Origin of the sequence: Bradyrhizobium sp. 44, assembly GCF_023073095.1 — a bacterium.
GTDB lineage: Bacteria > Pseudomonadota > Alphaproteobacteria > Rhizobiales > Xanthobacteraceae > Bradyrhizobium.
This window is the reverse complement of record NZ_JADPIY010000029.1, coordinates 220,864-243,748: the sequence shown is the minus strand read 5'-3', so window position 1 is coordinate 243,748 and position 22,885 is coordinate 220,864. Positions and strand designations below refer to the sequence as shown.

Genomic DNA, 22,885 nt, shown 5'->3' with positions numbered 1-22,885 from the left:
GTATTCCGAAGTCAGAGTCAAGCGATAATTCTGATATTCATAATTGCATCAATTCCGAATTTCGGATTACAAGAGGCGGAACGATGGACAATCGAGGGAATCACCATGTTGGACGCTGCAATGATCGAACGGGGCCTGGAAAAGACAGGCAAGAGCAAGGGCGGCCTGGCGGCTGCCATGGGCGTACGGCCCGGCGCGGTCTCGGAGATCCTCGGCGGTGAACGCCTGGTGAAGGCTTCGGAAATCATTCCGATCATGGAATATCTCGAGCTCAATCTCGCGCCGATCATGGGCCGCGTCGGCGCCGGTGCCGTGATCGAGCCGGATTATGAGCAGGTTCCACCGGAAGGCCTAGGCGACATCGCGCTGCCCTTTCCGATCATGGAGGAGACCATCGCATTCGAGATCGTAGGCGATTCGATGCTGCCCAAATACGAGAGCGGCGACGTCATCGTGGTCTACAAGGACCAGCGCCATCCCCTGTCGAGCTTCTACGGCGAGGAGGCCGTGGTCCGGCTCAAGACCGGCGAGCGCTATCTAAAGACGATCGAGCGGGGCAAATCCCCCTCCGTCGTCAATCTCAGCAGCTTCAATGCCAAGCAGATCGTCGGCGTGAAACTGGAGTGGGTCGGCGAGATCTGCCTCTCCATGCCCAAGGGGCAGCTGGAGCGGCTGCGCGCCAAATCGGCGCGCCCTCGCAAGAGGAGCAAGTAGGCTGGAATTTCCGTTTTTTCGAAATGCGTCTTGACTTGATTCCGTTTTTCGGAAATACTCTGCCGTGCCCGACATGGGGCACGGCAGGATCGTTTCATGCAGTATTTTGTCGTGATGATCGATTATGGGCGTCGCGGCCGCGAGGCGGTCGTCGACCCTGAAATCACCAGGCGCGAGGTCATTTCCCGCGTTGCCTCAGGTGAATATCGGAACATCTCGTTCATCCACGAGATCGCGGAGAGCTCGGTCGAGGACATTACCGAGGCCATCCTCGCCGAGGCGGCCCTCCCGGAGATACGGCCCGAAGAAGTCGACTTACAGGCTATCCGCCTCGATCACGCCCACGATCTGCGTAAGCACGAGCCGACGTGACGCAAGGCCAAGCGGCCTGCGCCACAGCCCGATCGGAGATCACACCGTGAGGACGGTCGATCCCGTGGTCTTGCGCGCGGCGAGATCGGCATGCGCCTTGGCGGCATCCTTCAGTGGATAGGTCTGGTGCACCTCGATCTTGACCGCGCCGGACTTGACGACGTCGAACAACTCACCTGCCATCGCGACCAGGCTCTCACGCTTGGCGGCGTAGGTGAACAACGTCGGCCGGGTGACGTAGAGCGAGCCCTTCTGCGCTAGCAAACCGAGATTGAGCGGCTCGACGGCGCCGGACGACGCACCGAACAGCGCGGCGACGCCAAGCGGCGCGAGGCAGTCGAGCGACTTCAGGAACGTATCCTTGCCGACGGAGTCATAGACCACCGGCACCTTCTTGCCGCCAGTGATCTCATTCACGCGCTTCACGAAATCCTCGCGGCTATAGATGATGACATGGTCGCAGCCATGCGCCTTGGCGAGCTTGGCCTTCTCGTCGTTGCTGACGGTGCCGATCACGGTCGCGCCGAGATGCTTGGCCCACTGGGAGAGAATCAGGCCGACACCACCGGCTGCCGCATGAAGCAGGATAGTGTCGCCGGCTTTCACACGATAGGTTTGCCGGATCAGATATTGCGTGGTGAGCCCCTTCAGCATCATCGCCGCCGCGGTCTTGTCGTCGACACCGTCCGGCAGCTTCAGCAGTCGGTCGGCCGGGATCAGCCGCGCCTCGGAATAGGCGCCGAGCGGCGAGGCGCCGTAGGCGACGCGATCGCCCGGCTTCAGATCGGTGACACCGGGCCCGACCTCCTCAACGACACCAGCGGCCTCGCTGCCAAGCCCGCTCGGCAGTTGCGCCGGGTAAAGGCCCGAACGGTTGTAGATGTCCACGAAGTTGAGACCGACGGCGGTATGGCGGATTCGTGCCTCGCCCGGTCCGGGCTTGCCGACACTGACCTCCTCCCAGACCAGCACTTCCGGACCACCAGTCTTGTGAAAGCGAATGGCATGCGTCATGGGCGTTGCTCCCTTATCGTTGAGGTCAAAATCCGAATACCGGATCGGGCTTTTGAAATAGGTATTTGGTCCGCCCGTCACAGTACAGAGACGTAACAAGAATGTCACAGCGAACGACAAACCTCCGCCGTTCCGCCTCTGTTCGAAAGAGTTGATGTCGGCCTTGCGCCAGCCGGCAGTAGCCTTCGCGCGGGTTTGGAGGTCGTCTGCGAAGGAGAGCCGAGATGCCAGCTTATGTACAGCATCATCAGGATATCGAGATCGCGCCTGTGATTTGCCCTGCTTGCACGGGGTTCCTTCCAATGTATGTGCGCGAGGTCGAACCGCATTGGAGGCTTGCCAAGATCGACTTCGTCTATGAATGCGCCGATTGCGGCGCCGAGGTCAGACAGACGATCCGCAAGCCGGAGTTGCTGCGGCACTGATCGCGCGGCTGGTGGCTGCTCGACTATTTGCGCTGAGCGGAAAAAACGCCCATTCGCGCGGGTCTGGGCTCTCCCAAACGAGGCTTGTTCTTTGCCGTGAACGCAGGCAGAACAAGCCTCAATCAAGACCTTTGGGAGCGCCTTTTCGTGGCTGAACAGAAGCCCTCGACAGCGATCGAGGCAGTGGAGAGCGGCCTCGCCGCGCAAGGCTACATCGCGAGCCGGCAGATCGCGACCGCCGTGTATTTGTCGCAACAGATCGAGAAGCCGATCCTGGTCGAAGGCCCCGCGGGCGTCGGCAAAACCGAGCTTGCCAAGGCAATCGCGGCCTGGCGCGGCCTGAAGATGATCCGCCTGCAATGCTATGAAGGCCTCGACGAGGCCAAGGCGCTCTATGAATGGAAATACGCCAAGCAGCTTCTCTACACGCAGATCCTCAAGGACAAGCTCGGCGAAGTCCTGGGCGGCGCGCAGACTTTGCACGCTGCACTTAATCAGCTCCACGATTTCGGCGACGTGTTCTTCTCCAAGGAGTTCGTCGAGCCGCGGCCGCTGCTGCAAGCGCTGGAGCAGCCGGGCGGCTGCGTGCTCCTGATCGACGAGATCGACAAGTCGGATGCGGAATTCGAATCTCTGCTGCTGGAAATTCTCTCCGACTTCCAGGTCACGATCCCGGAACTCGGCACCGTCTCCGCGATCACGCCGCCAACGGTGATCCTCACCTCGAACAGCGAGCGCGATCTCGGCGACGCCCTGAAACGGCGCTGCCTGCATCTGCACATCGGCTTTCCCGAGCAGCGGCTCGAGGAGCGCATCGTCGAGAGCCGCGTCCCCAACATTTCGCAGACGCTGCGGCGGCAGATGGTCGGCTTCATCCACGAAATCCGCTCGCTCGACCTGAAGAAGCTGCCTTCGGTCAGCGAGACCATCGACTGGGCACGCGTGCTGGTGCTCTTGCAGGCCTCGGAGCTCGACACCGAGATCGTCAAGGACACGCTCAACGTACTTCTGAAATACGAGGCCGACATCGAGGCGGCTCAGCCTCAGATTACGACCTTCATTGCCAAGGCAGCACGATCCAACGTCTTCGGTTGACGCCGATGCGCGAGAATATTCATCGCTTCTTCCGTGCGGCGCGGGGCGCCGGGGTCCATGTCTCGCCGGCCGAAAGCATCGATGCGATGCGTGCGGTCGCGCAGGTCGGCGTTTCCGACCGGACCATTCTGCGCGATGCGCTCCTTCTGACGCTCGCCAAGTCGCAGGACGAAAAGCTCGCGCTCGGTGACTGCTTCGATCTGTTCTTCAGCCAGCCGGAGCCGCGGCAGGAACAGCCTGAAGCCGACAGCAACGATGTTTCGGAGGACGCAGATCAATCTCCGTCATCCGGCGAGGCCAGCGATGCGAGCGGCGGTTCGCCTCCCGCAGAATTGGGCCCCCTCGCGCAGATGCTGCTGTCGCAGGATCGCAACGCGATCACCGCCGCGATCGCCAGCGGCTCAGGTGCGGCCTCCCTGTCCGACATCCGCTACTCCACCCAGCGCGGCATCTTCTCCAGCCGCATCCTCGACGCCATGGGGCTCCAGCGGCTACGCGACGATCTCGACGAGCTGACCGCGACCAATCCGGCACTGGCCGAGCGGCTTCGCGCCGCGCTCGATGGCTTGCGCGACGCCGTTCGCGACACTGTCGCGCAGGGGCTTGCGCTCTATGCCCGCGAGGAGGCTGAAAACCTCCGCAACGAGATTCTGCGCAACGCGCCGCTTGCCCGCATCGAGCGGCGCCATGTCGCGGAAATGCGCGCTCTCATCCGCCAGATCGCGCGGCGCCTGCGCGAGCGCTATTCGAAGCCACGCAAGCGCCAGCGGCGCGGTCATCTCGACGTCCGCCGCACGCTGCGCCGCAACGCCGCCTGGGGCGGCATCCCCTTTCTCACGGCCTGGAAGCGCAAGCATCGCGACCGGCCGAAGATCGTGGCGCTCTGCGACGTCTCGGGCTCGGTCGCGCAGGTCTCGGATTTCTTCCTGCTCCTGATCCACTCGCTGCACGAGGTGGTCGACGACGTCCATTCCTTCGCCTTCTCCTCGCATCTGATCGAAGTCAGCGACGTCCTGGAATCGAAACCGCCGGAAGAGGCGATGGCCGAGATCATGTCCAAGGTCGGCTTCGGCTCCTCCGACTACGGCTCTTCGCTGGCCGATTTCGACAAGGAGTTTATGAGCACGCTGACGCCGCAGACCACGGTGATCGTGCTGGGCGATGCCCGCAGCAACAATCTCGATCCGCGCGCCGACATCCTGCGCCGCATCTCTGAGCGCTCGAAGCGACTGGTGTGGCTCAATCCCGAAGGACGTCTCGCCTGGGGCTTTGGCGATTCCGAGATGCCGCGTTATGCGACCTTCTGCAGCCTGGTGCGCCAGTGCGCCACCGCGCAGCAGCTCGAGCGCGCGGTGTCCGATATTGTGGCGACTTATCAGTAGGCCTTACCCAAGCCGACGTCAGTTTCGCATCAGCTCCGTCTGAGCCACATTGCACTCCCGGAAATGATAGGCGATCTCGTCAAGCGCGCGCTGCTCCCATTCCTGAGCTTGCGCAAGCCAGAAAACCCGGCGCTGGAAATCAAGCGCGGCGCGCTCCCGGCACAGGGATTCCTGACTACGAATTTCGACCAGTCTGTTCATGCACTCCACTCCTGCCGTGTGAAGCCATTCCCCGCGAATCAGCGTACAGAATCCCGAACCCTTCGTCTCATGATTTCTGTGCATATTGCGACGCAGAATGGGACAGCAGCGCTTCCCGTGCAGTGCGGTGGTTCGCCGACCAATATGAAGCCCACATCATCAATATGTGATCGAGCTCCGGACGGTCCTCGTGATCGAGCGGTCTTAACGCTTGTGGCGCAATGGCGTGCAGCAATTTGTGAAGAGGAGTTCTAAACACCTCACCGAATTCCCGACTCATTGTCGTCGCACGGTCTTCATGCAGCGCCTCTAACAGAGGCGCACGAACGGCACTACGGCTTGAGGCAACATGAGCAACGACATCGACTTCGATCTTTCGCCGGACCAATGGGAGGTTCTGAAGGCGCTTCGCAACCCGGTGTCGAACGGTCGCCTTTCCAAGGCCTATCTCATCGAGAGCCTCGTTAAGCTCGGTCTTGTCGTCGTCTGCGACGGTGTGCCGGTCATGACGCCGAATGGACGCAAGGTGCTGGTACGCGGATCGTGTCGGCTGCTGGATCTGGCGGCGTGACACGGCCACCCGCGTGCGGAACATGACGGTACGACCGCAAAATCGCCTGTCCATGTGACCGATGGCAGCTCGAACGGTGGCCCGGTGCCGATGCGGATGCCCAGTCGCACCGCAAAAGCGACCAAATAGACCTCCTCCTCAGCGGAAACCGCGACAATCTGGCACGCTAGTTGCTCCTTTCGACGATCGAGACGTCGTCAAAACGGGGGAGTCACCATGTCGACCATTGCCGCGGCCCCGGCTGCCGAGCCAAAGCCGCTCTATACATCGCTGTTCGTCCAGGTCCTGGCCGCGCTGATCCTCGGCATCATTCTCGGCGTGGCCGCGCCGGATTTTGCCATCTCGCTCAAGATTCTGAGCGACGCCTTCCTGAAGCTGATTTCGATGATCGTGGCGCCGATCGTGTTCTGCGTCGTCGTGCACGGCATTGCCGGTGCGGGCGACCTCAAGAAGGTCGGACGGGTCGGCGTCAAGGCGCTGGTCTATTTCGAGGTGATGACCACAGTCGCGCTCGTGGTCGGTCTCATCCTGGCCTACACTTTCGGCCCCGGCCACGGCATGAACATCGACCCTTCGACGCTGGACGCCAAGGCCCTCAATACCTATGCCGACAACGCCCACAAGCTTCAGGGCGGCGGCATCGGCTCCTTCCTCCTCAACGTGATCCCGAGCACCTCGTTCGACGCGTTGTCGCGCAACGACGTGCTCCAGGTGCTGTTCTTCGCCGTGCTGTTCGGCGTAGGCCTCGCACTGGTCGGCGGTGAGAAAGGCAAGCTCGTCACCTCGATGATCGATGCCGCCTCAACCGTGCTGTTCCGCGTCATGGGGCTTATTGTCCGCGTCGCTCCGCTTGGCGTGCTCGGCGCAGTCGCCTACACCGTCGGCAAATACGGCGTCGGCTCGCTCAAGCAGCTCGTCTCACTGGTGGCGCTGTTCTACGTCTCGGTCGGCATCTTCGTGCTGGGCGTGCTCGGCGGCGTCATGGCGCTCGCCGGCATCAACATCCTCAAATTCCTCGCCTACCTGCGCGAGGAGTTGACCATCGTGCTCGCGACCGCCTCGTCGGACGCCGTGCTGCCGCAGATCATGAAGAAGCTGGAGCGGATGGGCGTAAAGGATTCCGTGGTCGGCCTGGTGATCCCGACCGGATATTCCTTTAATCTCGACGCGTTCTCGATCTACCTGACGCTTGCGGTCGTCTTCATCGCGCAGGCGACCAACACGCCGCTGTCATTCGGCGACCTCCTGCTGGTGCTCGGCGTCTCCCTGATCACCTCGAAGGGCGCGCATGGCGTACCGGGCTCCGCGATCGTGATTCTGGCGGCGACGCTGAACGCGGTGCCGAGCATCCCTGCGATCGGCCTCGTGCTGGTCTTGTCGGTCGACTGGTTCATCGGCATGGCTCGCGCGGTCGGTAACCTCACCGGCAACTGCGTTGCCACCGTGGTGGTGGCCGCCTGGGAAGGCGACCTCGACCGCGCCAAGGCGGCGAAGGTCCTCGACGGCGGCGAGCTCGTGGACGTAACGGCGGGGTAACGACCGCCGTTCAGTCATTCCACTGGAGGAGCGGCGTTCCATGCGCCCTCCTCCAGACGGAGAGGAAACGCGGAAACCAGGAGTGGGCTACGGCGCCCTTGTAGGCCCAGGTGCGATATTTCAGGCCCTGCTCCGAGATCAGCTCCTGATAGCCGCCGTGGACTTCGGTCGCGGTGCGAATGTCCTTCAGAATTCCCCGGGCGCAGGAACGGTAAGTATTGCTCCCCGAGAATTCGTCGTAGTCCAGCAGGCGATCCGCGAACTCGACGTTGAACGTCGGCCAGGAGGACCGTCCCTGGTAGGCGGGAGCCGCGATCTTGTGGATCATCTTGTTACGCGGATTATCCGCGGACACCAGGAAGTGGAATGTGCCGGGGATGCGAAAGCGCGGCTCCGCAATGATCAGATCCGCCGTGGCCGCGAACAGCGCGCGCTCGCTTTCCTCGCTCATATCCCAGAAGCCGCGATGCACATTGACGAAATCCAGCGCGACCGAGGACACCGGCGAGCCCGTAGGGCCATCAAGAGAATGCCTGATATGGCCGCCCTTGCCGAACAGGTGGAGCAGGTCCCTCTTGTACTGCGCCAGGTCGCGTCCGAGCCGCCGCTTCAGCTCGTTCTCGTTGACGATTCCGAGCTGCACGCCCCACACGTACGTCGTGTGAACGCAGGCATTGGTGACGAAACGCCTGCGCTCGGCGCGCGTGTCGGTTGCCGCGGAGCGCGGAGCACTGGCGTCGCACAGCAAATAGGTGGAGCCAGCATCATTGAACGGTTCGAGCTCGCTTGCGAGCTGGAGGATCGCGCGCTTCAGATCACCGCAATATTCGGCCAGCAGCAGGCGGCCGGCATGCGCGCATTCCGACATCGCCAGATAGGATGACCCTCTCTCCTCGGCAGAGATCATCTGCCGCAGGCCGGCCAGAATGCCGAGCAGCGTATCCGAGGGGCGCGAGAAATAGTTCACGCCAAGATACCTGGCGCGCCCAGCCGGGACGATGGTCGTCGTGACGACGTTGGCGCGAACCGCATCCAGCAGCAGGCGGACGCTCTTGTCGAGCAGACGAGCCCGCCGCACCGCATCCTGCGAATCGATGATGGTGTCGGGGTCGAGGACGTCGGGATAGAACCAGGCGAAGTCGCGCGGATAATACGCAGAGGCGTGCGGCGCGCCCGTGACGAGAAAGGACTCAGTCACCGCAAAGGCGCTGTCCATCGAGTGCCGGTAAAGGTCTTCGATGGCCGTGAACGGATGATGCGACTGCCTCAGGAATCGATCACCGAGAAAGTTCACGGCTTGGAGCGCGTTGGCGACGAAGGTCGCCGCCACACCCTGGTAAAATCGGTTTTCGCGATGGGATGGAAAAGAGATGCCGCTGTTCATAGGCGCCGTCGAATGGTGTCTCGTGGTTCGGCGGGAGGCCGTCGCGGCTCTAGACCTGTCTGATTCGTGTCTCTATCCCGTGACTTGCGGGCTCAGTTTAGCCTTGCCGGGGCCGAAAATTCTCGATCAGCCCCAGCAACACCCGCGCGCCGGCATCGGCGTCGGCTAGCTCGACATGCTCGTCCGGGTGATGGCTGATGCCGCTGCGGCAGCGGACGAAGATCATGCCGACATCGGCAATATCGATCATGGCCATGCCATCATGCCCGGCCCCGCTCGGCAGCTCGAACACGGAAAACCCCTCCGCCTTGATTGCCTGCGCGATCTGCTCCTTCAGCCAGGGCGCGCACGGCGCGGTGCGGTTCTCGTGGGTGACGTCGAGCTGAAGCGACAGTTGACGGCGCTTTGCGATGGCTTCGATCTGCCTGACGACATCGGCGACCGCGCGCTTGCGGTGCATGTCCGTCGGTGCCCGCATGTCGATGGTGAACGACACCTCGCCCGGAATAACGTTGGTCGCGCCGGGCCTCGCCTGGATGTAGCCGACGGTGCCGACCAGTCCGTCCTCGTCGGTGCGGCAAAACTGTTCGATCGCGCCGATACATTCGGCCGCGCCCGCCAACGCATCGCGCCTGAGCGCCATCGGCACCGTGCCTGCGTGCCCCGCCATGCCGGTCAGCCGCGCGGCAAGCCGTGTCGCGCCCGCAATCGCGGTGACCACGCCGACGGGCAGGTTTTGTGTTTCCAGCACCGGCCCTTGCTCGATGTGCAGCTCGAGATAGGCAAGCAGCTCGCGCCGGGCTCGCGCGGCCGCGCCAATATGATCGGGGTCGAGCCCGAACTGCACCAGCGCGTCGCGCATGGACACGCCATCGCGGTCGCGTGTGTTGAGGGCGCTCTCGTCAAAGGTGCCGGCGACCGCGCGGCTGCCGAGCAAGGTCGAAGCAAAGCGCACCCCTTCCTCATCAGCAAAACCGACGATTTCGATCGCGAACGGGAGGCGCTTGCCGCGGCCATTGAGATCGGCGACGCAGGCGATCGCGGTGATCACGCCCAACGGCCCGTCCCATTTGCCCGCATCGCGCACGGTGTCGTAGTGCGAGCCGAGCATCAGGCAAGGCGCGCCCGGCCGCTCGCCTTCGTAGCGCCCGCAGACATTGCCGATCGCGTCGAGACGCGCACTCATGCCGGCGTCGCGCATCCAGCTCAGGATGAGGTCCGCCGCCTTGCGCAGCTCGCTGGTCAGATAGATGCGGGTGAGCTTGTCGCCTTCTTCCGAGATCGCCGCGAGCTCATTGATCCCTCGCACGATCTCTTCGCCGAGCGAACCAGTGTGAACGGCGTTACCAGCAGCCATCTCGGCGAGCTTTCCATCTCTTGGGACCGCGGCGACGGCGGTCCTGGCGCAATCGATTCAAGTTCGGTGCCAGCGAAATCACGCGGCCGACACCGTTCCAATCAGCGCGTGGTTAGCATGAATGCGGTCGCCGGCAGACCACCCGGCCCTCGTCATGCACATGTCCAGGCCGGTTAAGACTGCTTAACTCCATTGCATACAACTATAAAATATTGCCTATAATTTCATCTGCTGCTTTCCTGATCAAGCTCGAATTGCCGAAAATACCTAATTAATTTCAACGGCTTAATCAAAGATTCTCTCTCGGCAACCTCTGGCACGAAGCTTGCGACAATTGATCCTGGGCTCCGCCAGACCGGCGCAGCGCGAGATGAGGCGGTGCATCCGCCAAGGGGAGCAAGCAATGGAATTTGGCAGGATCTCACGACGTCATTTGTTGCAGGGCAGTGCGGCCCTCACGCTCGGCGCGGCGGCCGGCGCCCGCCCGTCCTTTGCGGCCGAGACGACGATCGGTTTCATCTATGTCGGCTCGCGCGACGACTACGGCTACAATCAGGCGCATGCGCAGGGCGCGGCGGCGCTGAAGAAGATTCCCGGCCTCAAGGTCGTGGAAGAAGAGAAGGTGCCGGAGACCGACGCGGTCGAGAAGACGATCGAGTCGATGATCAATCTCGACGGTGCCACCCTGCTCTTCCCGACCTCGTTCGGTTACTACAATCCGCACATGGTCAAGATGGCCAACAAATTCCCGAAGCTTCACTTCGAGCACTGCGGCGGCCTGTGGAGCGACAAGGACCCAAAGAACGCCGGCAGCTATTTCGGCTATATCGATGAAGCCCAGTATATCTCGGGCATCGTCGCCGGCTACAGCTCCAAGAGCGGCAAACTCGGCTTCGTCGCCGCGAAACCGATCCCGCAGGTGCTGCGCAACATCAACGCATTCGCGCTCGGCGCGCGGCTCGCCAATCCCAAGGCCACCACGCAGGTCATCTTCACCGGTGACTGGTCGATGCCGATCAAGGAAGCCGAGGCCACCAACAGTCTGATCGACCAGGGCGTCGACGTGCTGACCTGCCATGTCGACGGTCCGAAGACCATGGTCGAGAACGCCGCGCGCCGGGGCGCCATGGTGTGCGGCTATCACGTCAACCAGTCGCCACTCGCGCCAAAGGCGTATCTCACGGGAGCCGAGTGGAACTGGGAAGCGTTGTACCCCAAGTTCGTCAAGATGATCGCCGCCGGCGAGAGCATCCCGAACTTCTATCGCGGCGGCCTCAAGGAGGAAATCGTCAAGACCTCGCCCTATGGCGAAGCGGTCTCGGCCGAGGCGCGCAAGCACGCCGACGACGTCAAGGCCAAGTTCTTGTCCGGTGACGGCTACGCCATCTTCAAGGGAGGCCTGGTCGACAACAAGGGCAAGACGGTGATCGCAGCCGGCACCGATCGCGGCCAGAAGGATCCCGAGCTCGAGAAGATGGACTATCTTGTGGAGGGCGTGGTCGGGGCGACTTCGTGACGACGGAAGCTGCGGATCCTGTTGAAGCGGTCGGGACGGTTGCCCCGGCCGCCGATCCGGGATTCCTCCAACGTCACGGCGGAGCGATCGAATATATCCTGATCCCGGGCGCGGCGCTGGCCGGCGCGCTCGGGGTCTTCGGTATCTTCGTCGCGATGTTCGGCAAGAGCCCGCTCGACCTCTATTTCTACATGTACTACGGCGCGTTCGGCACCTGGTTCTCGTGGCAGAACACGTTGACGCGCGCGGCGCCGCTGATCCTTACCGCACTCTGCACGGCGCTGCCCGCCCAACTCGGCATGGTCATCATCGGCGGCGAAGGCGCACTCCTGATCGGCGCGCTGTCGGCAACCAGCGCGGCACTGGTGCTTCAGGGCATGCCGCCGCTCGTCGTGCAGATCGCCATGGTCATCGCCGGCGTGATCGGCGGCGGCCTCTGGGTCATGCTCTCGGGCGCGCTGCGGCAATATCGCGGCGTCAACGAGACGATCTCGAGCCTGCTGCTCGTCTATATCGCGCTCGCGGTCCTCAACCATCTCGTCGAAGGCGTGATGCGCGACCCCGCGAGCCTCAACAAGCCGTCAACCCGCGAGATCGGCGCGGCCAACATGATCGGATCGATCCCCGGCACCGACGTGCATTGGGGTCTCGTGTTCGGCCTGATCGCCGCGATCGCCGCCTATATCCTGATCTATCACACCGTGTTCGGCTTCGCCGCGCGTGTTGCCGGCGGCAACATCCGCGCTGCGAAGATCGTCGGCCTCAATGTCAGCAAGCTGATCCTGACCATCTGCTTCCTCGCCGGCGGCGCCGCGGGCCTTGCCGGCATGGTCGAGGTCGCCGCCGTGCAGGGGCGCACCAACGCCAACCTCGCCGCGGGCTACGGCTTTACAGGGATTCTCGTCGCCTTCCTGGCGCGACAAAATCCGCTCGCCATTATCCCCGTCGCGATCCTGCTCGGTGGTATCAGCGCCAGCGGCGGGCTGTTGCAGCGCCGCCTCGGATTGCCGGATGCATCCGTGCTGGTGCTGCAAGGCATCATCTTCGTCTTCGTGCTGGCCAGCGATGCGCTTTACGGCCGCATCGGGTTTCTGAAGGGAAAGTCCTGAGATGGCAGACGGCTCGATCGGACTCTGGACCGTCCCGCTCGCCGTGCTCGGCGGCGCCATTCGCGTCTCGACCCCGTTCCTGTTCGTGAGCCTGGGCGAATGCATCACCGAGCGCTCAGGCCGCATCAATCTCGGCCTCGAAGGCACGCTGGTGATGGGCGCGATGAGCGCATATGGCATTTCCTATCTCACGGGATCGCCGTGGCTGGGCGTGCTCGCCGCTGGCTTCACCGGCGCGCTTCTGGGCGCGCTGCATGCCGGCATCTGTTCGCTGCCGCGTGTCAACGACGTCGCGGTCGGCATCGCGCTGATGTTGTTCGGCACCGGACTAGCGTTCTACCTCGGCAAACCGTTGATCGAGCCGACGGCACCTCGACTGCCCGCAATCGATTTCGGCTGGTGGAGCGACATTCCGCAGGTGCGCGCGGCCCTACGGGTCAACGTGCTGTTCCTGATCGGCGTCGCGCTCGCCCCAATTCTCTACTGGGCCTTCCGGACTACGCGCTGGGGCCTCCTGATCCGCACCGCCGGCGAGAGTTCGGACGCCGCGCGTGCGATGGGCCACTCCGTGCTGCTGATCCGCCTGCGCGCAACCATGGTCGGCGGCTTCCTTGCCGGCATCGGTGGCTCCTTCCTGTCGCTGTTCTATCCCGGAAGCTGGAACGAGGGCCTGTCCTCGGGCCAGGGCATTACGGCGGTTGCACTCGTGATCTTCGCGCGCTGGGACCCCTTGTTGTGTCTGTGGGCCTCGCTCGCCTTCGGCGGCGCCGCGGCGCTGGGCCCGGCGCTGCAATCGGTCGGCGTCACCTCCGGCTACCACCTCTTCAACGCTGCCCCCTACATCCTGACGCTGGCGATCATGATCATCACCTGCTCGCCGAAGCGCACGCTGACCGGAGCACCGGCCGAATTGTCGATCACCCGCTAGGAAGCGAAATCATGCCCGAGCGCACCATCAAGTCCGAGCCCTATGCCTGGCCGTACAACGGCGATCTCCGCCCCGAGAATACCGCGCTCATCATCATCGACATGCAGACAGATTTCTGCGGCGTCGGCGGCTATGTCGACAAGATGGGCTATGACCTCTCATTGACGCGGGCGCCGATCGAGCCGATCAAGAAAGTGCTGACGGCAATGCGCGCCCAAGGCTTTCACATCATCCACACCCGCGAAGGCCACCGTCCCGATCTGTCGGATTTGCCCGCCAACAAGCGCTGGCGCTCCCGGCAGATCGGCGCCGGCATCGGCGATCCCGGCCCCTGCGGCCGCATCCTGGTGCGCGGAGAGGCCGGGTGGGACATCATCCCGGAGCTCGCGCCGCTGCCCGGCGAACCCATCATCGACAAGCCCGGCAAGGGCTCGTTCTGCGCCACCGATCTGGAGCTGATCCTGCGCGTGCGCGGCATCGAGAACATCGTGCTCACTGGGATCACTACCGACGTCTGCGTTCACACCACCATGCGCGAGGCCAACGACCGCGGCTTCGAATGCGTGCTGCTGCACGATTGCTGCGGTGCCACCGACAAGAGCAACCACGACCACGCGCTGAAGATGATCAAGATGCAGGGCGGCGTGTTCGGCGCGGTCTCGACGTCCGACGCTTTCATCGGAGCGATTTCGTGATCGTCGGCGAAACGCCGCCGCCATCGGGCGCCTTCGGCGTCGATGCCATCGCCATGACCATGCGCTTCGGTGATTTCCTGGCGCTGGACAATGTCGCGCTGAAAGTGCGGCCGGGTTCGTTCCATGCGCTGCTCGGCGAGAACGGCGCCGGCAAGTCGACCCTGGTCAAATGCATCATGGGCTACTATCACGCCACCGAGGGCGACATTCTGGTCGGCGGGCGCGAGCACGCGATCGGCAATCCTAAGGACGCCCACGCCCTCGGCCTTGGCATGGTCTACCAGCATTTCACGCTGGTGCCGGCGATGACGGTTTCCGAAAATCTGGTGCTGGCGCGCGATGACGTGCCGGCTGTCGTGAACTGGCCGAAAGAGATGAAGGAGCTCGAGGCCTTTCTCGCGCGCATGCCATTCAAGGTACCGCTCAGCTCAAAAGTCGCCGACATCTCCGCGGGCGAGCGGCAGAAATGCGAGATCCTCAAGCAGCTCTACCTGAAGCGCCGCTTCCTGATCCTGGACGAGCCGACTTCGGTGCTGACCCCGGCGGAAGCCGACGAGGTGCTCGGCATGCTCCGCGACATGGTGGTCAAGGGCGAGCTGACCATCCTGATGATCACGCACAAGTTCCGCGAGGTTATGGCCTTCGCCGACGACGTCACGATCCTGCGCCGCGGCAAGCTCGCCGGTGCCGGCAAGGTGTCCGAACTGACGCCGGACGCGATGGCGCGCACCATGATCGGCGCCGAGGAGCTGACGGTGCAGCCGCCCCGCACCGGAGAGGCCGGCAAGGCGAGGCTGGAGCTGGCGAAGATGCGCGCGCGCGACGACGCCGGCGCCATCGCCGTTCATGATGTCTCCCTCACGGTCCGCGCCGGCGAGATCGTCGGCATCGCCGGCGTCTCCGGCAACGGCCAACGCCAGCTCGTCGAGGTGCTGGCCGGCCAGCGCGAAGCCGAGAGTGGCGAGATCCGTGTCTCCGGCGATCCCTATCACGCCAGCCGCGAGGAGATGCGGCGGCACAACATGTCACTCCTGCCGGAGGAGCCGTTGAAGAACGCATGTGTCGGCGGCATGAGCGTCGCCAACAACATCGCCTTTCGCGAGTTCGACCGCGCGCCTTTCGCTAGCTTCGGCTGGTGGCTCAACCGCGGTGCCTTCCGCGTCGACGCCAGGAAGAAGATCGCCCAGTACAAGATCAAGACCCGCACGCCCGACACGCCGATCTCGGCACTGTCGGGCGGCAACGTCCAGCGCGCCGTGCTGGCGCGCGAACTCGGCGGCGCCGTCGAGGTGCTGATCGCAGCCAATCCCTGTTTCGGGCTCGATTTCGCAGCGGTGGCGCAAATCCATGCCGAGATCATGGCCGCGCGCAACCGCGGCGCCGCGGTGCTGCTGGTCAGCGAGGACCTCGACGAACTCCTTGAACTCTCCGATCGGCTGGTGGTGATGTTCCACGGGGAATTCGTGTATGAAGCACGGACCAGCGAAGCCGATCTCACCGTGGTCGGCCGGCATATGGCGGGGCATTGACCAGGGAAGAGCGATGAGCGGCGGGTCCGAGCGCGACGAGCACTTCCTGCGCCTTTCCTTTGCGGTCGCCCGCCGTTCCCTCACCCACGGCAACCATCCCTTCGGTTGCATCGTCGTCGATGCGGAAGGCAAGGTCCTGATCGAAGCCGAGAACGGCTACATGCCCGATCACGACGGCACCGCGCATGCCGAGCGTCTCGCCGCGACGCAGGCCTGCCGCACGCTCGGCCGCGAGGTGTTGGCGAAGGCCACGCTCTATTCCTCCGCCGAGCCCTGCGCGATGTGCGCCGGCGCGATCTACTGGGCCGGCATCGGCCGAGTCGTCTATGGCCTCAGCGAACACCGCCTGCGCAGCATTACCGGCGATCATCCGGAGAATCCGACGCTAGACCTGCCCTGCCGCGAGGTCTTTGCCAGTGGCCAGAGGCCGACAGACGTTGCGGGGCCGTTGCTCGAAGACGAGGCCGAAGCGCTGCACGATGGCGTGTGGACGAAGTAGACGCCGCCGAGCGGGCCTTGCCCCGCGCTCATTGAAGGGCTGCCTGACGGTACCCAGCCCATCCCCCAAACGAAGATGACGCCGCGGAGGTTTGACGCGGCGTCATCGTCATTCACCTGAAGAGTGTCAGGTGGTTAGAACTTCACAGTGATACCGGAGTAGAGCGAGGACTCGGTGCAGGATCCGGTGCTCACCTTCGTACCACCGACGAAGGTGGTGCAAGCAAAGGCATTGTTGTGATCGAGGCCGAACTTGTTCTGCCAGTAGCGATAGGCGACCCAGACGTCGACGAAGTGCGAGTACTTGTCGCCCCAAATCGCCTTCGAGGCATCGAGGGTCAGGCGGATTGGCTCGGAGTTGAACTCGACCTTGGTGGGATAGACGCCGTTGGCGACGCTGGCGGGAAGCGGCTCAGTGTCGGTGCCCTTCTTGCCGTACCACGCCGCGCGGCCGCTGATCGAGAAATACTGCATGTTCTGCGGCAGGAAGCCGAGGTCCATATAGTAGTTGGTTTCGATCGCCCAGGTCGGCTTGAACGACGTGTTGCCGTCGGCAATACACGGAGCGGACCAACCGGCGCCGCACTGCGAGAAGGAGTTGTGGTTGGCGAACTCCCAGTACACCAGCGGCGCGACGTTGAAGTAGCCCTTATAGGGAAGATCGAAGGCGAACTGCAGACCCGCGACAACGTCGCGCTTGGCGGCGCCGAAATACCGGTTCTCCGTGTTGGCATCCATACCAACCTCGAACGAGATGTTGTGCAGGGGGCCTTGCGTGAAGGCCTTGGTGTTGAAGATCTCGTTCCAGCCGAAGGTCGAGCGGAAAAGGCCGTAGATTTCTGTCGCGCCGGCACAGCTCGTCGGCGTCGCAGCGAAGCCCGCAGCCGGCGAAACGACCACGCCTGTGGCGGTGCAGGGGCCTGCCGGATCGTTGTGGTCCGACTTGAACATCGAGATGGTGAAGAAGTTGGTGCCGTAAGTCCAGGCATCGAAGTGGGTGAAGGAGTAGACCTGCTTCGTCGTCTTGGCGTTGATCACACCGTTGGTGTTGGTGAACGCACCGGGCTGCGAGGCATTGAAGATGTAGGAGAAGGTGACGCGGTCGTCGATCACCAGGAAGAACGGAAGGTCGGCCGCCTTCTTGGCAGCCTTGACCGGCAAGTCGGCTGCCTGAGCCATGCCACCGGTAGCGAGCGTAGCAAGTGACAGCGCCGCCGCCGCAACTGCCTTCATACGAAACGACATCGAATACCCCCAAGTTTGGACACGTAAAAATGAACGTCCCTTGGGTGCGACACTTGCGCCGATCTCCCGGAGTGAGAAGCCTCAACTTGTTTCAAGGCATGCCGCTTGTTTGCACAGGGTGCTGCGTTTCACTGGCGGATTTGGAAGGCCAAGCCTCACCGCCACACGTCAGGCGAGAGCGGCCATTGCCGGATATTCCCGTTTGATTTCGCTCGCCTTTTCATGTCGAGCGGACGAGGCAGACAAGATGGGCGGGAGTTACTGTTGCGGTGTTCGCAAATGCATACGCGTGATGGCGCGTCTCTGCTTAACTTCACGCCAAGCCTGCATAGCGGGTTCCGATTTGGCTTGAGCCGTCACAAATTTGCAACACGCGTCGCACGCAAGTCGGGACTGCAAAGGCTGCTCGGCAGGCATTTGAGGACGATCGCCTCCCGGCGACAGCCGCGACTCGCCGACACCACTTGCCTGCCGAAGCGTTGAGCAAGGGATGACGCTTTTTCACACCTTACGCGGCGGTTCAAACTAGCCCAGTATTGAGGCACTTCACCCCATGCAAGCGCATCAGCGAATGTTGGATCCCACGGCTAAGAGTCTGCATTCCGGCGAGTCCCCGCTCCTCAGGACGGTCGGGCTCACCAAGCGCTATGGCGATTTCCTCGCCAACGATGCCATCGACATCGATATCTGGCCAACGGAAATCCACGCGCTGCTGGGCGAGAACGGCGCCGGCAAGTCGACGCTGGTCAAGGCGATCTACGGGCTGATCCAGCCCAGCGCTGGCCAGATTTTCTGGCAGGGCCAGCCGATCGTGCTGTCCGGCCCCTCGGAAGCGCGCAGCCGCGGCATCGGCATGGTGTTCCAGCACTTCTCGTTGTTTGACAATCTCACCGTCGCCGAGAACGTCGCGCTCGGCCTCGACGGGAAAGAATCCTTCAAGGACATGTCGGCGCGGCTTGAGCAGGTGTCGAAGACTTATGGATTGCCGCTCGATCCCAAACGCGAGGTCTGGCAATTGTCGGTCGGCGAACGCCAGCGCATCGAGATCGTTCGCGCGCTCATGCAGGATCCACAATTCCTGATCCTTGACGAGCCCACCGCGGTGCTGACGCCACAGGAAGCCGACCAGCTCTTCATCGTGCTGGAGCGGCTCAAGGCCGAAGGCCGCGCGATCCTCTATATCAGCCACAAGCTCGAAGAGGTGAAGCGCCTGTGCGACACAGCAACGATCCTGCGCGGCGGCAAGAAGGTGGAGACCTGCAATCCCAGGCTTGAGACCGCCGCTTCGCTCGCGCGCATGATGGTCGGCGGCGAGATCAAGGAAGTGAAGGCGGCCGCCGGCCGGCAGACCACGGTGCCGCGCCTCGTCGTCAACGATCTCTCGCTCGCCCCCGGCGAGGCGCATGGCGTGCGGCTCGAGCACATCTCGTTCGAGCTGAAAGGCGGCGAGATCCTCGGCATCGCCGGGGTTGCCGGCAACGGCCAAGACGAATTGTTCGCCGCGCTCTCCGGCGAACGCCTGTCGAAAGATCCCGGCACGATCGTGATCGAAGGCCTTGCTGCCGGCCATCTCTCGATCACGCAGCGCCGCAAGCTCGGCGCGGCCTTCGTTCCCGAGGAGCGGCTCGGCCACGGCACCGCGCCCCGCATGAAGCTTTCGGAGAATGCGCTTCTCACCGGGCATGCCGCCAGCGGCATGGTCCATCACGGCTTCATCGATACTGCGGCCACTCTGAAGACGGTCGACCGCGCAACCGAGACGTTCGACGTCCGCAAGGCCAAGCGCGATCCGGAAGCAGCATCCCTCTCCGGCGGCAATTTGCAGAAGTTCATTGTGGGACGCGAGATCCTGCGCAATCCCGCGGTGCTGGTGGTGAGCCAGCCGACCTGGGGGGTCGACGCCGGCGCTGCCGCCGTCATCCGCCAGGCGCTGCTTGATCTCGCAACCGCAGGCGCCGCCGTGCTCGTCACCAGCCAGGACCTCGACGAGCTCGCGGAAATCGCCGACCGCATCGCCGTGATGTTCCATGGCCATCTGTCTGCACCGCTCGCCACCAGCGAGGCGACGCGCGAAAAACTCGGCCTGTTGATGGGCGGCAGCACGCTGGAGCCGAAGGAGGCCGCGCATGCAGTTGGTGCTTGAGAAGCGCGCCGAGCGCTCCAACACGATCGCGCTGATCTCTCCGCTGATCGCGATCGGCCTCACGATCGTGACCATGGTCATCCTGTTCGCGATCCTCGGCAAGAATCCGCTGCTCGCCCTGCACGCCTATTTCATCGCGCCTTTGACCGACAGCTATTCGCTCCAGGAAATCGCGGTGAAGGCAACTCCGCTGGTGATGATCGCGATCGGACTATCGCTCTGCTATCTCGCCAATGCCTGGAACATCGGCGCCGAAGGGCAGTTCCTGATTGGTGCAGTCGCCGGAAGCTGGATTGCGGTGAAGACGCAGGGCACCGACGCCGGCGTCTGGGTGCTGCCGGTCATGCTCGTGCTCGCCGCCGCGGCGGGCGCGCTCTACGCACTGATCCCGGCAATCTGCAAGGTGAAGTTCGGCGCCAGCGAAATCCTGACCAGCCTGATGCTGGTCTATGTCGCCGATCTCTTTCTCGACTATCTCGTGCGCGGCCCCTGGCGCGATCCACACGGTTTCAACTTCCCGACCACCGCCGAGTTCGATCCGGTCGCAACGGTGCCGCTGCTGATCGAAGGCGGCCGGCTGCATCTCGGCTCCATCATCGCCCTTCTCGTCGTCGCGGCGGTGGCGATCCTGCTCGGGCGCACCATCAAGGGATTCGAGATTCGCGTGGTCGGTGCGGCGCCTCGCGCCGCGCGGTTCGGCGGCTTCAATTCCAACCAGTTGATCATCCTGACCTTCGCCGTCTCGGGCGCGCTGGCCGGCCTCGCCGGCATCATCGAGGTCGCGGGTCCGGTCGGACATCTCCAGCCCGGCATCTCGCCGGGTTACGGTTTTACGGCGATCATCGTGGCCTTTCTCGGCCGGTTGAACCCCCTTGGAATATTAATTGCAGGCCTTTTTCTCGCGTTGACCTTTATCGGCGGCGAGCAGGCGCAGATCGCGATGAAGATCCCGTTGGACGTCACCAAGGTTTTTCAAGGCATCCTGCTGTTCTACGTGCTCGCCTGCGATTCCCTCATTCTCTACCGCTTCAAGCTGGTCTTCCCGAACCGACAGGTGGCTCGTGGAACTCATTGAAGCCATCATTCTCGCAGTGCTCGCCGCTTCGACGCCGCTCCTGATCGCGGCGACCGGCGAGCTCGTGACCGAGCGCTCCGGCGTACTCAATCTCGGCGTCGAGGGCATGATGATCGTCGGTGCCGCGTGTGGCTTTGCAGGTGCGTGGCTGACCGGCTCGATCTTCATTGGCGCACTGTTTGGCATCGTCGCCGGCACGCTGATGTCACTGGTCTTCGCACTGATGGCGCTCGGACTTGCGGTCAACCAGGTTGCAACGGGTCTTGCGCTGACCATCCTGGGCGTCGGACTCTCCGGCCTGATCGGCGCCGGTTTCGTCGGCGAGCGCATCACCCCGGCGCGACATCTCAATATTCCCGGTCTCACCGATATTCCGCTGGTCGGCCGCGTGTTGTTCGGCGAGGACGCCTTTGTCTATTTCTCGCTGGCGCTGGTCGTCGGCGTCTGGTGGTTCCTGTACCGCACGCGGCCAGGATTGATCCTGCGCGCCTGCGGCGACAACCATGTCTCCGCGCATGCGCTCGGCTATCCCGTGCTGCGCATCCGCACCTTAGCGGTGATGTTCGGCGGCGCCTGCGCCGGACTTGCCGGTGCCTATCTGCCGCTCGCCTATACGCCGTTCTTCATTCCGGGCATGACCGCGGGACGCGGCTGGATCGCGCTGGCGCTGGTGGTGTTCTCGTCCTGGCGGCCGGGCCGCCTCGTGGTGGGCGCCTATCTGTTCGGCGCGGTGACGATCCTGCAGCTGCACGCGCAGGGCTGGGGCGTCGGCATTCCCTCGCAGTTGATGTCGGCGCTGCCTTACCTTGCGACTGTCGTCGTCCTGGTCCTGCTCTCCCGCGCGCGCACGGGTGGATCGACCGCACCGGCTGCGCTTGGCACCGTGTTCGTGCCTGACCGCTGAGTTTCATTTCCACACCGTGCGCGATGGGGCGCGCACGTTGCGGATCGTGGCTTTCCCCTGACATTTGGAGATTGATGATGAGGAAATCACTTCTTGCGCTGGCTGCCGGGCTCTTGCTTGCCGGGAGCGTCAGTGCAGCCTCCGCAGCCGACAAGCTGAAAGTCGGATTTATCTACCTCGGCCCGGTCGGTGACCTCGGCTGGACCTATCAGCATGAGCTGGCACGCCAGGCGCTAGTGAAGGATCTCGGCGACAAGATCGAGACCACCTTTCTCGAAAACGTGCCTGAAGGCCCCGACGCCGAGCGCTCCATCGAACAGCTCGTCCGCGCCGGCAACAAGCTGATCTTCACCACCTCGTTCGGCTACATGGATCCGACGCTGAAGGTCGCGAAGAAATATCCGAACGTGCATTTCGAGCACGCGACCGGCTACAAGCGCAACCCCAACATGTCGACCTATTCGGCTAAATGGTATCAGGGCCGCTACATCCAGGGCCTGATCGCGGCCAAGATGTCGAAGTCCGGCGTGCTCGGCTATATCGGCTCGTTCCCGATTCCCGAGGTCGTCTCCGGCATCAACGCGACGATCCTCGCCGCGCAGACCATCAACCCGAACATCAAGGTCAAGATCATTTGGGCCAACACCTGGTTCGACCCGGGCAAGGAAGCCGACGCCGCCAAGGCGCTAATCGACCAGGGCGCCGACATCATCATGCAGCACACGGATTCGCCCGCTGCGATGCAGATTGCCAGCGAACGCGGCAAGCTCGCCTTCGGCCAGGATTCCGAGATGATCAAGTTCGGGCCGAAGACCCAGCTGACCTCGATCCTCGATACCTGGGGTCCGTACTACATCGCCCGGGTCAAAGCGGAACTCGACGGCACCTGGAAATCCGAGGACAGCTGGGGCGGCCTCGACAGCCACATGTTCGCGATGGCGCCCTACACCAACATGCCCGACGACGTGAAGAAGATCGCCGAGGATGCCCAGGCCGCAATCACCGCGGGCAAGCTGCATCCGTTCAAGTGCCCGGTCGTTGGGCAGGATGGCAAGCCGGTCGAGTGCAAGGGCGGCGCCAATCTCGACGACGGCCAGATCCTCGGCATGAATTTCTACGTGAAGGGCATCGACGACAAGCTGCCGGGCAAGTAGCACGCTTCTTGCATCGCCTAAATCACCTGCTCCTCCCG

The 22,885-nt window shown here is 63.2% G+C and carries 22 protein-coding genes; 17 read left to right on the top strand and 5 right to left on the bottom strand.

Annotation, left to right across the window (positions count from 1 at the left end):
• The first annotated feature begins 105 nt into the window (after positions 1-105).
• Both IVB41_RS26885 and IVB41_RS26880 read left to right on the top strand, forming a co-directional pair.
• A complete protein-coding gene (locus tag IVB41_RS26885; RefSeq protein WP_007612810.1) occupies positions 106-714 on the top strand; it encodes a S24 family peptidase in 609 nt (202 codons plus the stop codon).
• Between the two features lie 96 nt (positions 715-810).
• Positions 811-1,086 (top strand): hypothetical protein, encoded by a 276-nt coding sequence (locus tag IVB41_RS26880; protein ID WP_247290514.1) that lies wholly within the window; start codon positions 811-813, stop codon positions 1,084-1,086.
• 39 nt (positions 1,087-1,125) lie between these two features.
• On the opposite strand, the gene IVB41_RS26875 is transcribed toward IVB41_RS26880, so the two are convergent.
• Positions 1,126-2,100 carry a quinone oxidoreductase gene (locus IVB41_RS26875; RefSeq protein WP_247436787.1) on the bottom strand — a complete coding sequence of 325 codons (975 nt, stop codon included), beginning with the start codon at positions 2,098-2,100 and terminating at the stop codon, positions 1,126-1,128.
• Between the two features lie 224 nt (positions 2,101-2,324).
• On the opposite strand from IVB41_RS26875, the gene IVB41_RS26870 reads away from it, so the two are divergent.
• The 3 genes from IVB41_RS26870 to IVB41_RS26860 all read left to right on the top strand — a co-directional run bounded on the left by IVB41_RS26870 (position 2,325) and on the right by IVB41_RS26860 (position 5,002).
• Positions 2,325-2,525, top strand: a complete 201-nt coding sequence (locus tag IVB41_RS26870; protein WP_027566602.1) for a hypothetical protein — start codon at positions 2,325-2,327, stop codon at positions 2,523-2,525.
• Between the two features lie 147 nt (positions 2,526-2,672).
• A complete protein-coding gene (locus IVB41_RS26865) occupies positions 2,673-3,620 on the top strand; it encodes a MoxR family ATPase (RefSeq protein ID WP_007601482.1) in 948 nt (315 codons plus the stop codon).
• A gap of 5 nt (positions 3,621-3,625) precedes the next feature.
• Complete coding sequence (locus IVB41_RS26860; protein WP_247436783.1) at positions 3,626-5,002, top strand: VWA domain-containing protein; 1,377 nt, start codon at positions 3,626-3,628, stop codon at positions 5,000-5,002.
• An 18-nt stretch (positions 5,003-5,020) separates the two neighbouring features.
• Here IVB41_RS26860 and IVB41_RS26855 read toward each other — a convergent pair whose 3' ends face one another.
• Positions 5,021-5,203 (bottom strand): hypothetical protein, encoded by a 183-nt coding sequence (locus tag IVB41_RS26855; protein ID WP_027519316.1) that lies wholly within the window; start codon positions 5,201-5,203, stop codon positions 5,021-5,023.
• Between the two features lie 349 nt (positions 5,204-5,552).
• Between IVB41_RS26855 and IVB41_RS26850 the strand changes: the two genes are divergently transcribed.
• Together IVB41_RS26850 and IVB41_RS26845 are read left to right on the top strand one after the other, a co-directional pair.
• A complete protein-coding gene (locus IVB41_RS26850) occupies positions 5,553-5,774 on the top strand; it encodes a hypothetical protein (RefSeq protein ID WP_247290522.1) in 222 nt (73 codons plus the stop codon).
• 216 nt (positions 5,775-5,990) lie between these two features.
• Entirely contained in the window at positions 5,991-7,310 is a 1,320-nt protein-coding gene (locus IVB41_RS26845; protein WP_018456682.1) for a dicarboxylate/amino acid:cation symporter, read from the top strand.
• A 10-nt stretch (positions 7,311-7,320) separates the two neighbouring features.
• Here IVB41_RS26845 and IVB41_RS26840 read toward each other — a convergent pair whose 3' ends face one another.
• Together IVB41_RS26840 and IVB41_RS26835 are read right to left on the bottom strand one after the other, a co-directional pair.
• A complete protein-coding gene (locus IVB41_RS26840; RefSeq protein WP_247436780.1) occupies positions 7,321-8,694 on the bottom strand; it encodes a hypothetical protein in 1,374 nt (457 codons plus the stop codon).
• A gap of 97 nt (positions 8,695-8,791) precedes the next feature.
• Positions 8,792-10,051, bottom strand: a complete 1,260-nt coding sequence (locus IVB41_RS26835; RefSeq protein ID WP_247436777.1) for an allantoate amidohydrolase — start codon at positions 10,049-10,051, stop codon at positions 8,792-8,794.
• A gap of 403 nt (positions 10,052-10,454) precedes the next feature.
• Between IVB41_RS26835 and IVB41_RS26830 the strand changes: the two genes are divergently transcribed.
• The 6 genes from IVB41_RS26830 to IVB41_RS26805 are packed head-to-tail and all read left to right on the top strand — an operon-like array spanning position 10,455 to position 16,327.
• Positions 10,455-11,567 carry a BMP family ABC transporter substrate-binding protein gene (locus IVB41_RS26830; protein WP_247290527.1) on the top strand — a complete coding sequence of 371 codons (1,113 nt, stop codon included), beginning with the start codon at positions 10,455-10,457 and terminating at the stop codon, positions 11,565-11,567.
• Positions 11,564-12,676, top strand: a complete 1,113-nt coding sequence (locus IVB41_RS26825; RefSeq protein ID WP_247290529.1) for an ABC transporter permease — start codon at positions 11,564-11,566, stop codon at positions 12,674-12,676. Before IVB41_RS26830 ends, IVB41_RS26825 begins: the two co-directional genes overlap by 4 nt.
• Position 12,677: 1 nt before the next feature.
• Positions 12,678-13,604, top strand: a complete 927-nt coding sequence (locus IVB41_RS26820; RefSeq protein WP_247403033.1) for an ABC transporter permease — start codon at positions 12,678-12,680, stop codon at positions 13,602-13,604.
• 11 nt (positions 13,605-13,615) lie between these two features.
• Positions 13,616-14,299 carry a cysteine hydrolase family protein gene (locus tag IVB41_RS26815; protein WP_027566594.1) on the top strand — a complete coding sequence of 228 codons (684 nt, stop codon included), beginning with the start codon at positions 13,616-13,618 and terminating at the stop codon, positions 14,297-14,299.
• Positions 14,296-15,828: an ABC transporter ATP-binding protein gene (locus tag IVB41_RS26810; RefSeq protein ID WP_247436773.1), complete on the top strand. Its 1,533-nt coding sequence runs from the start codon at positions 14,296-14,298 to the stop codon at positions 15,826-15,828. The genes IVB41_RS26815 and IVB41_RS26810 overlap by 4 nt, the downstream gene beginning before the upstream one ends.
• A 13-nt stretch (positions 15,829-15,841) precedes the next feature.
• Entirely contained in the window at positions 15,842-16,327 is a 486-nt protein-coding gene (locus IVB41_RS26805) for a nucleoside deaminase (protein WP_247436770.1), read from the top strand.
• A 134-nt stretch (positions 16,328-16,461) separates the two neighbouring features.
• Here the strand turns inward: IVB41_RS26805 and IVB41_RS26800 are convergent, their stop codons facing one another.
• Positions 16,462-17,571, bottom strand: a complete 1,110-nt coding sequence (locus IVB41_RS26800; RefSeq protein ID WP_027566591.1) for a hypothetical protein — start codon at positions 17,569-17,571, stop codon at positions 16,462-16,464.
• A 571-nt stretch (positions 17,572-18,142) separates the two neighbouring features.
• Here IVB41_RS26800 and IVB41_RS26795 point away from each other — a divergent pair.
• The 4 genes from IVB41_RS26795 (at position 18,143) to IVB41_RS26780 (ending at position 22,847) form a co-directional block, all read left to right on the top strand.
• Positions 18,143-19,714 (top strand): ABC transporter ATP-binding protein, encoded by a 1,572-nt coding sequence (locus IVB41_RS26795; RefSeq protein ID WP_027566590.1) that lies wholly within the window; start codon positions 18,143-18,145, stop codon positions 19,712-19,714.
• Positions 19,698-20,789, top strand: coding sequence for an ABC transporter permease (locus tag IVB41_RS26790; protein WP_247402824.1), 1,092 nt, complete (start codon positions 19,698-19,700; stop codon positions 20,787-20,789). The genes IVB41_RS26795 and IVB41_RS26790 overlap by 17 nt, the downstream gene beginning before the upstream one ends.
• Positions 20,776-21,693 carry an ABC transporter permease gene (locus IVB41_RS26785; protein ID WP_247402821.1) on the top strand — a complete coding sequence of 306 codons (918 nt, stop codon included), beginning with the start codon at positions 20,776-20,778 and terminating at the stop codon, positions 21,691-21,693. Before IVB41_RS26790 ends, IVB41_RS26785 begins: the two co-directional genes overlap by 14 nt.
• Positions 21,694-21,770: 77 nt before the next feature.
• Positions 21,771-22,847, top strand: coding sequence for a BMP family ABC transporter substrate-binding protein (locus IVB41_RS26780; RefSeq protein ID WP_247438164.1), 1,077 nt, complete (start codon positions 21,771-21,773; stop codon positions 22,845-22,847).
• Positions 22,848-22,885 lie beyond the last annotated feature (38 nt).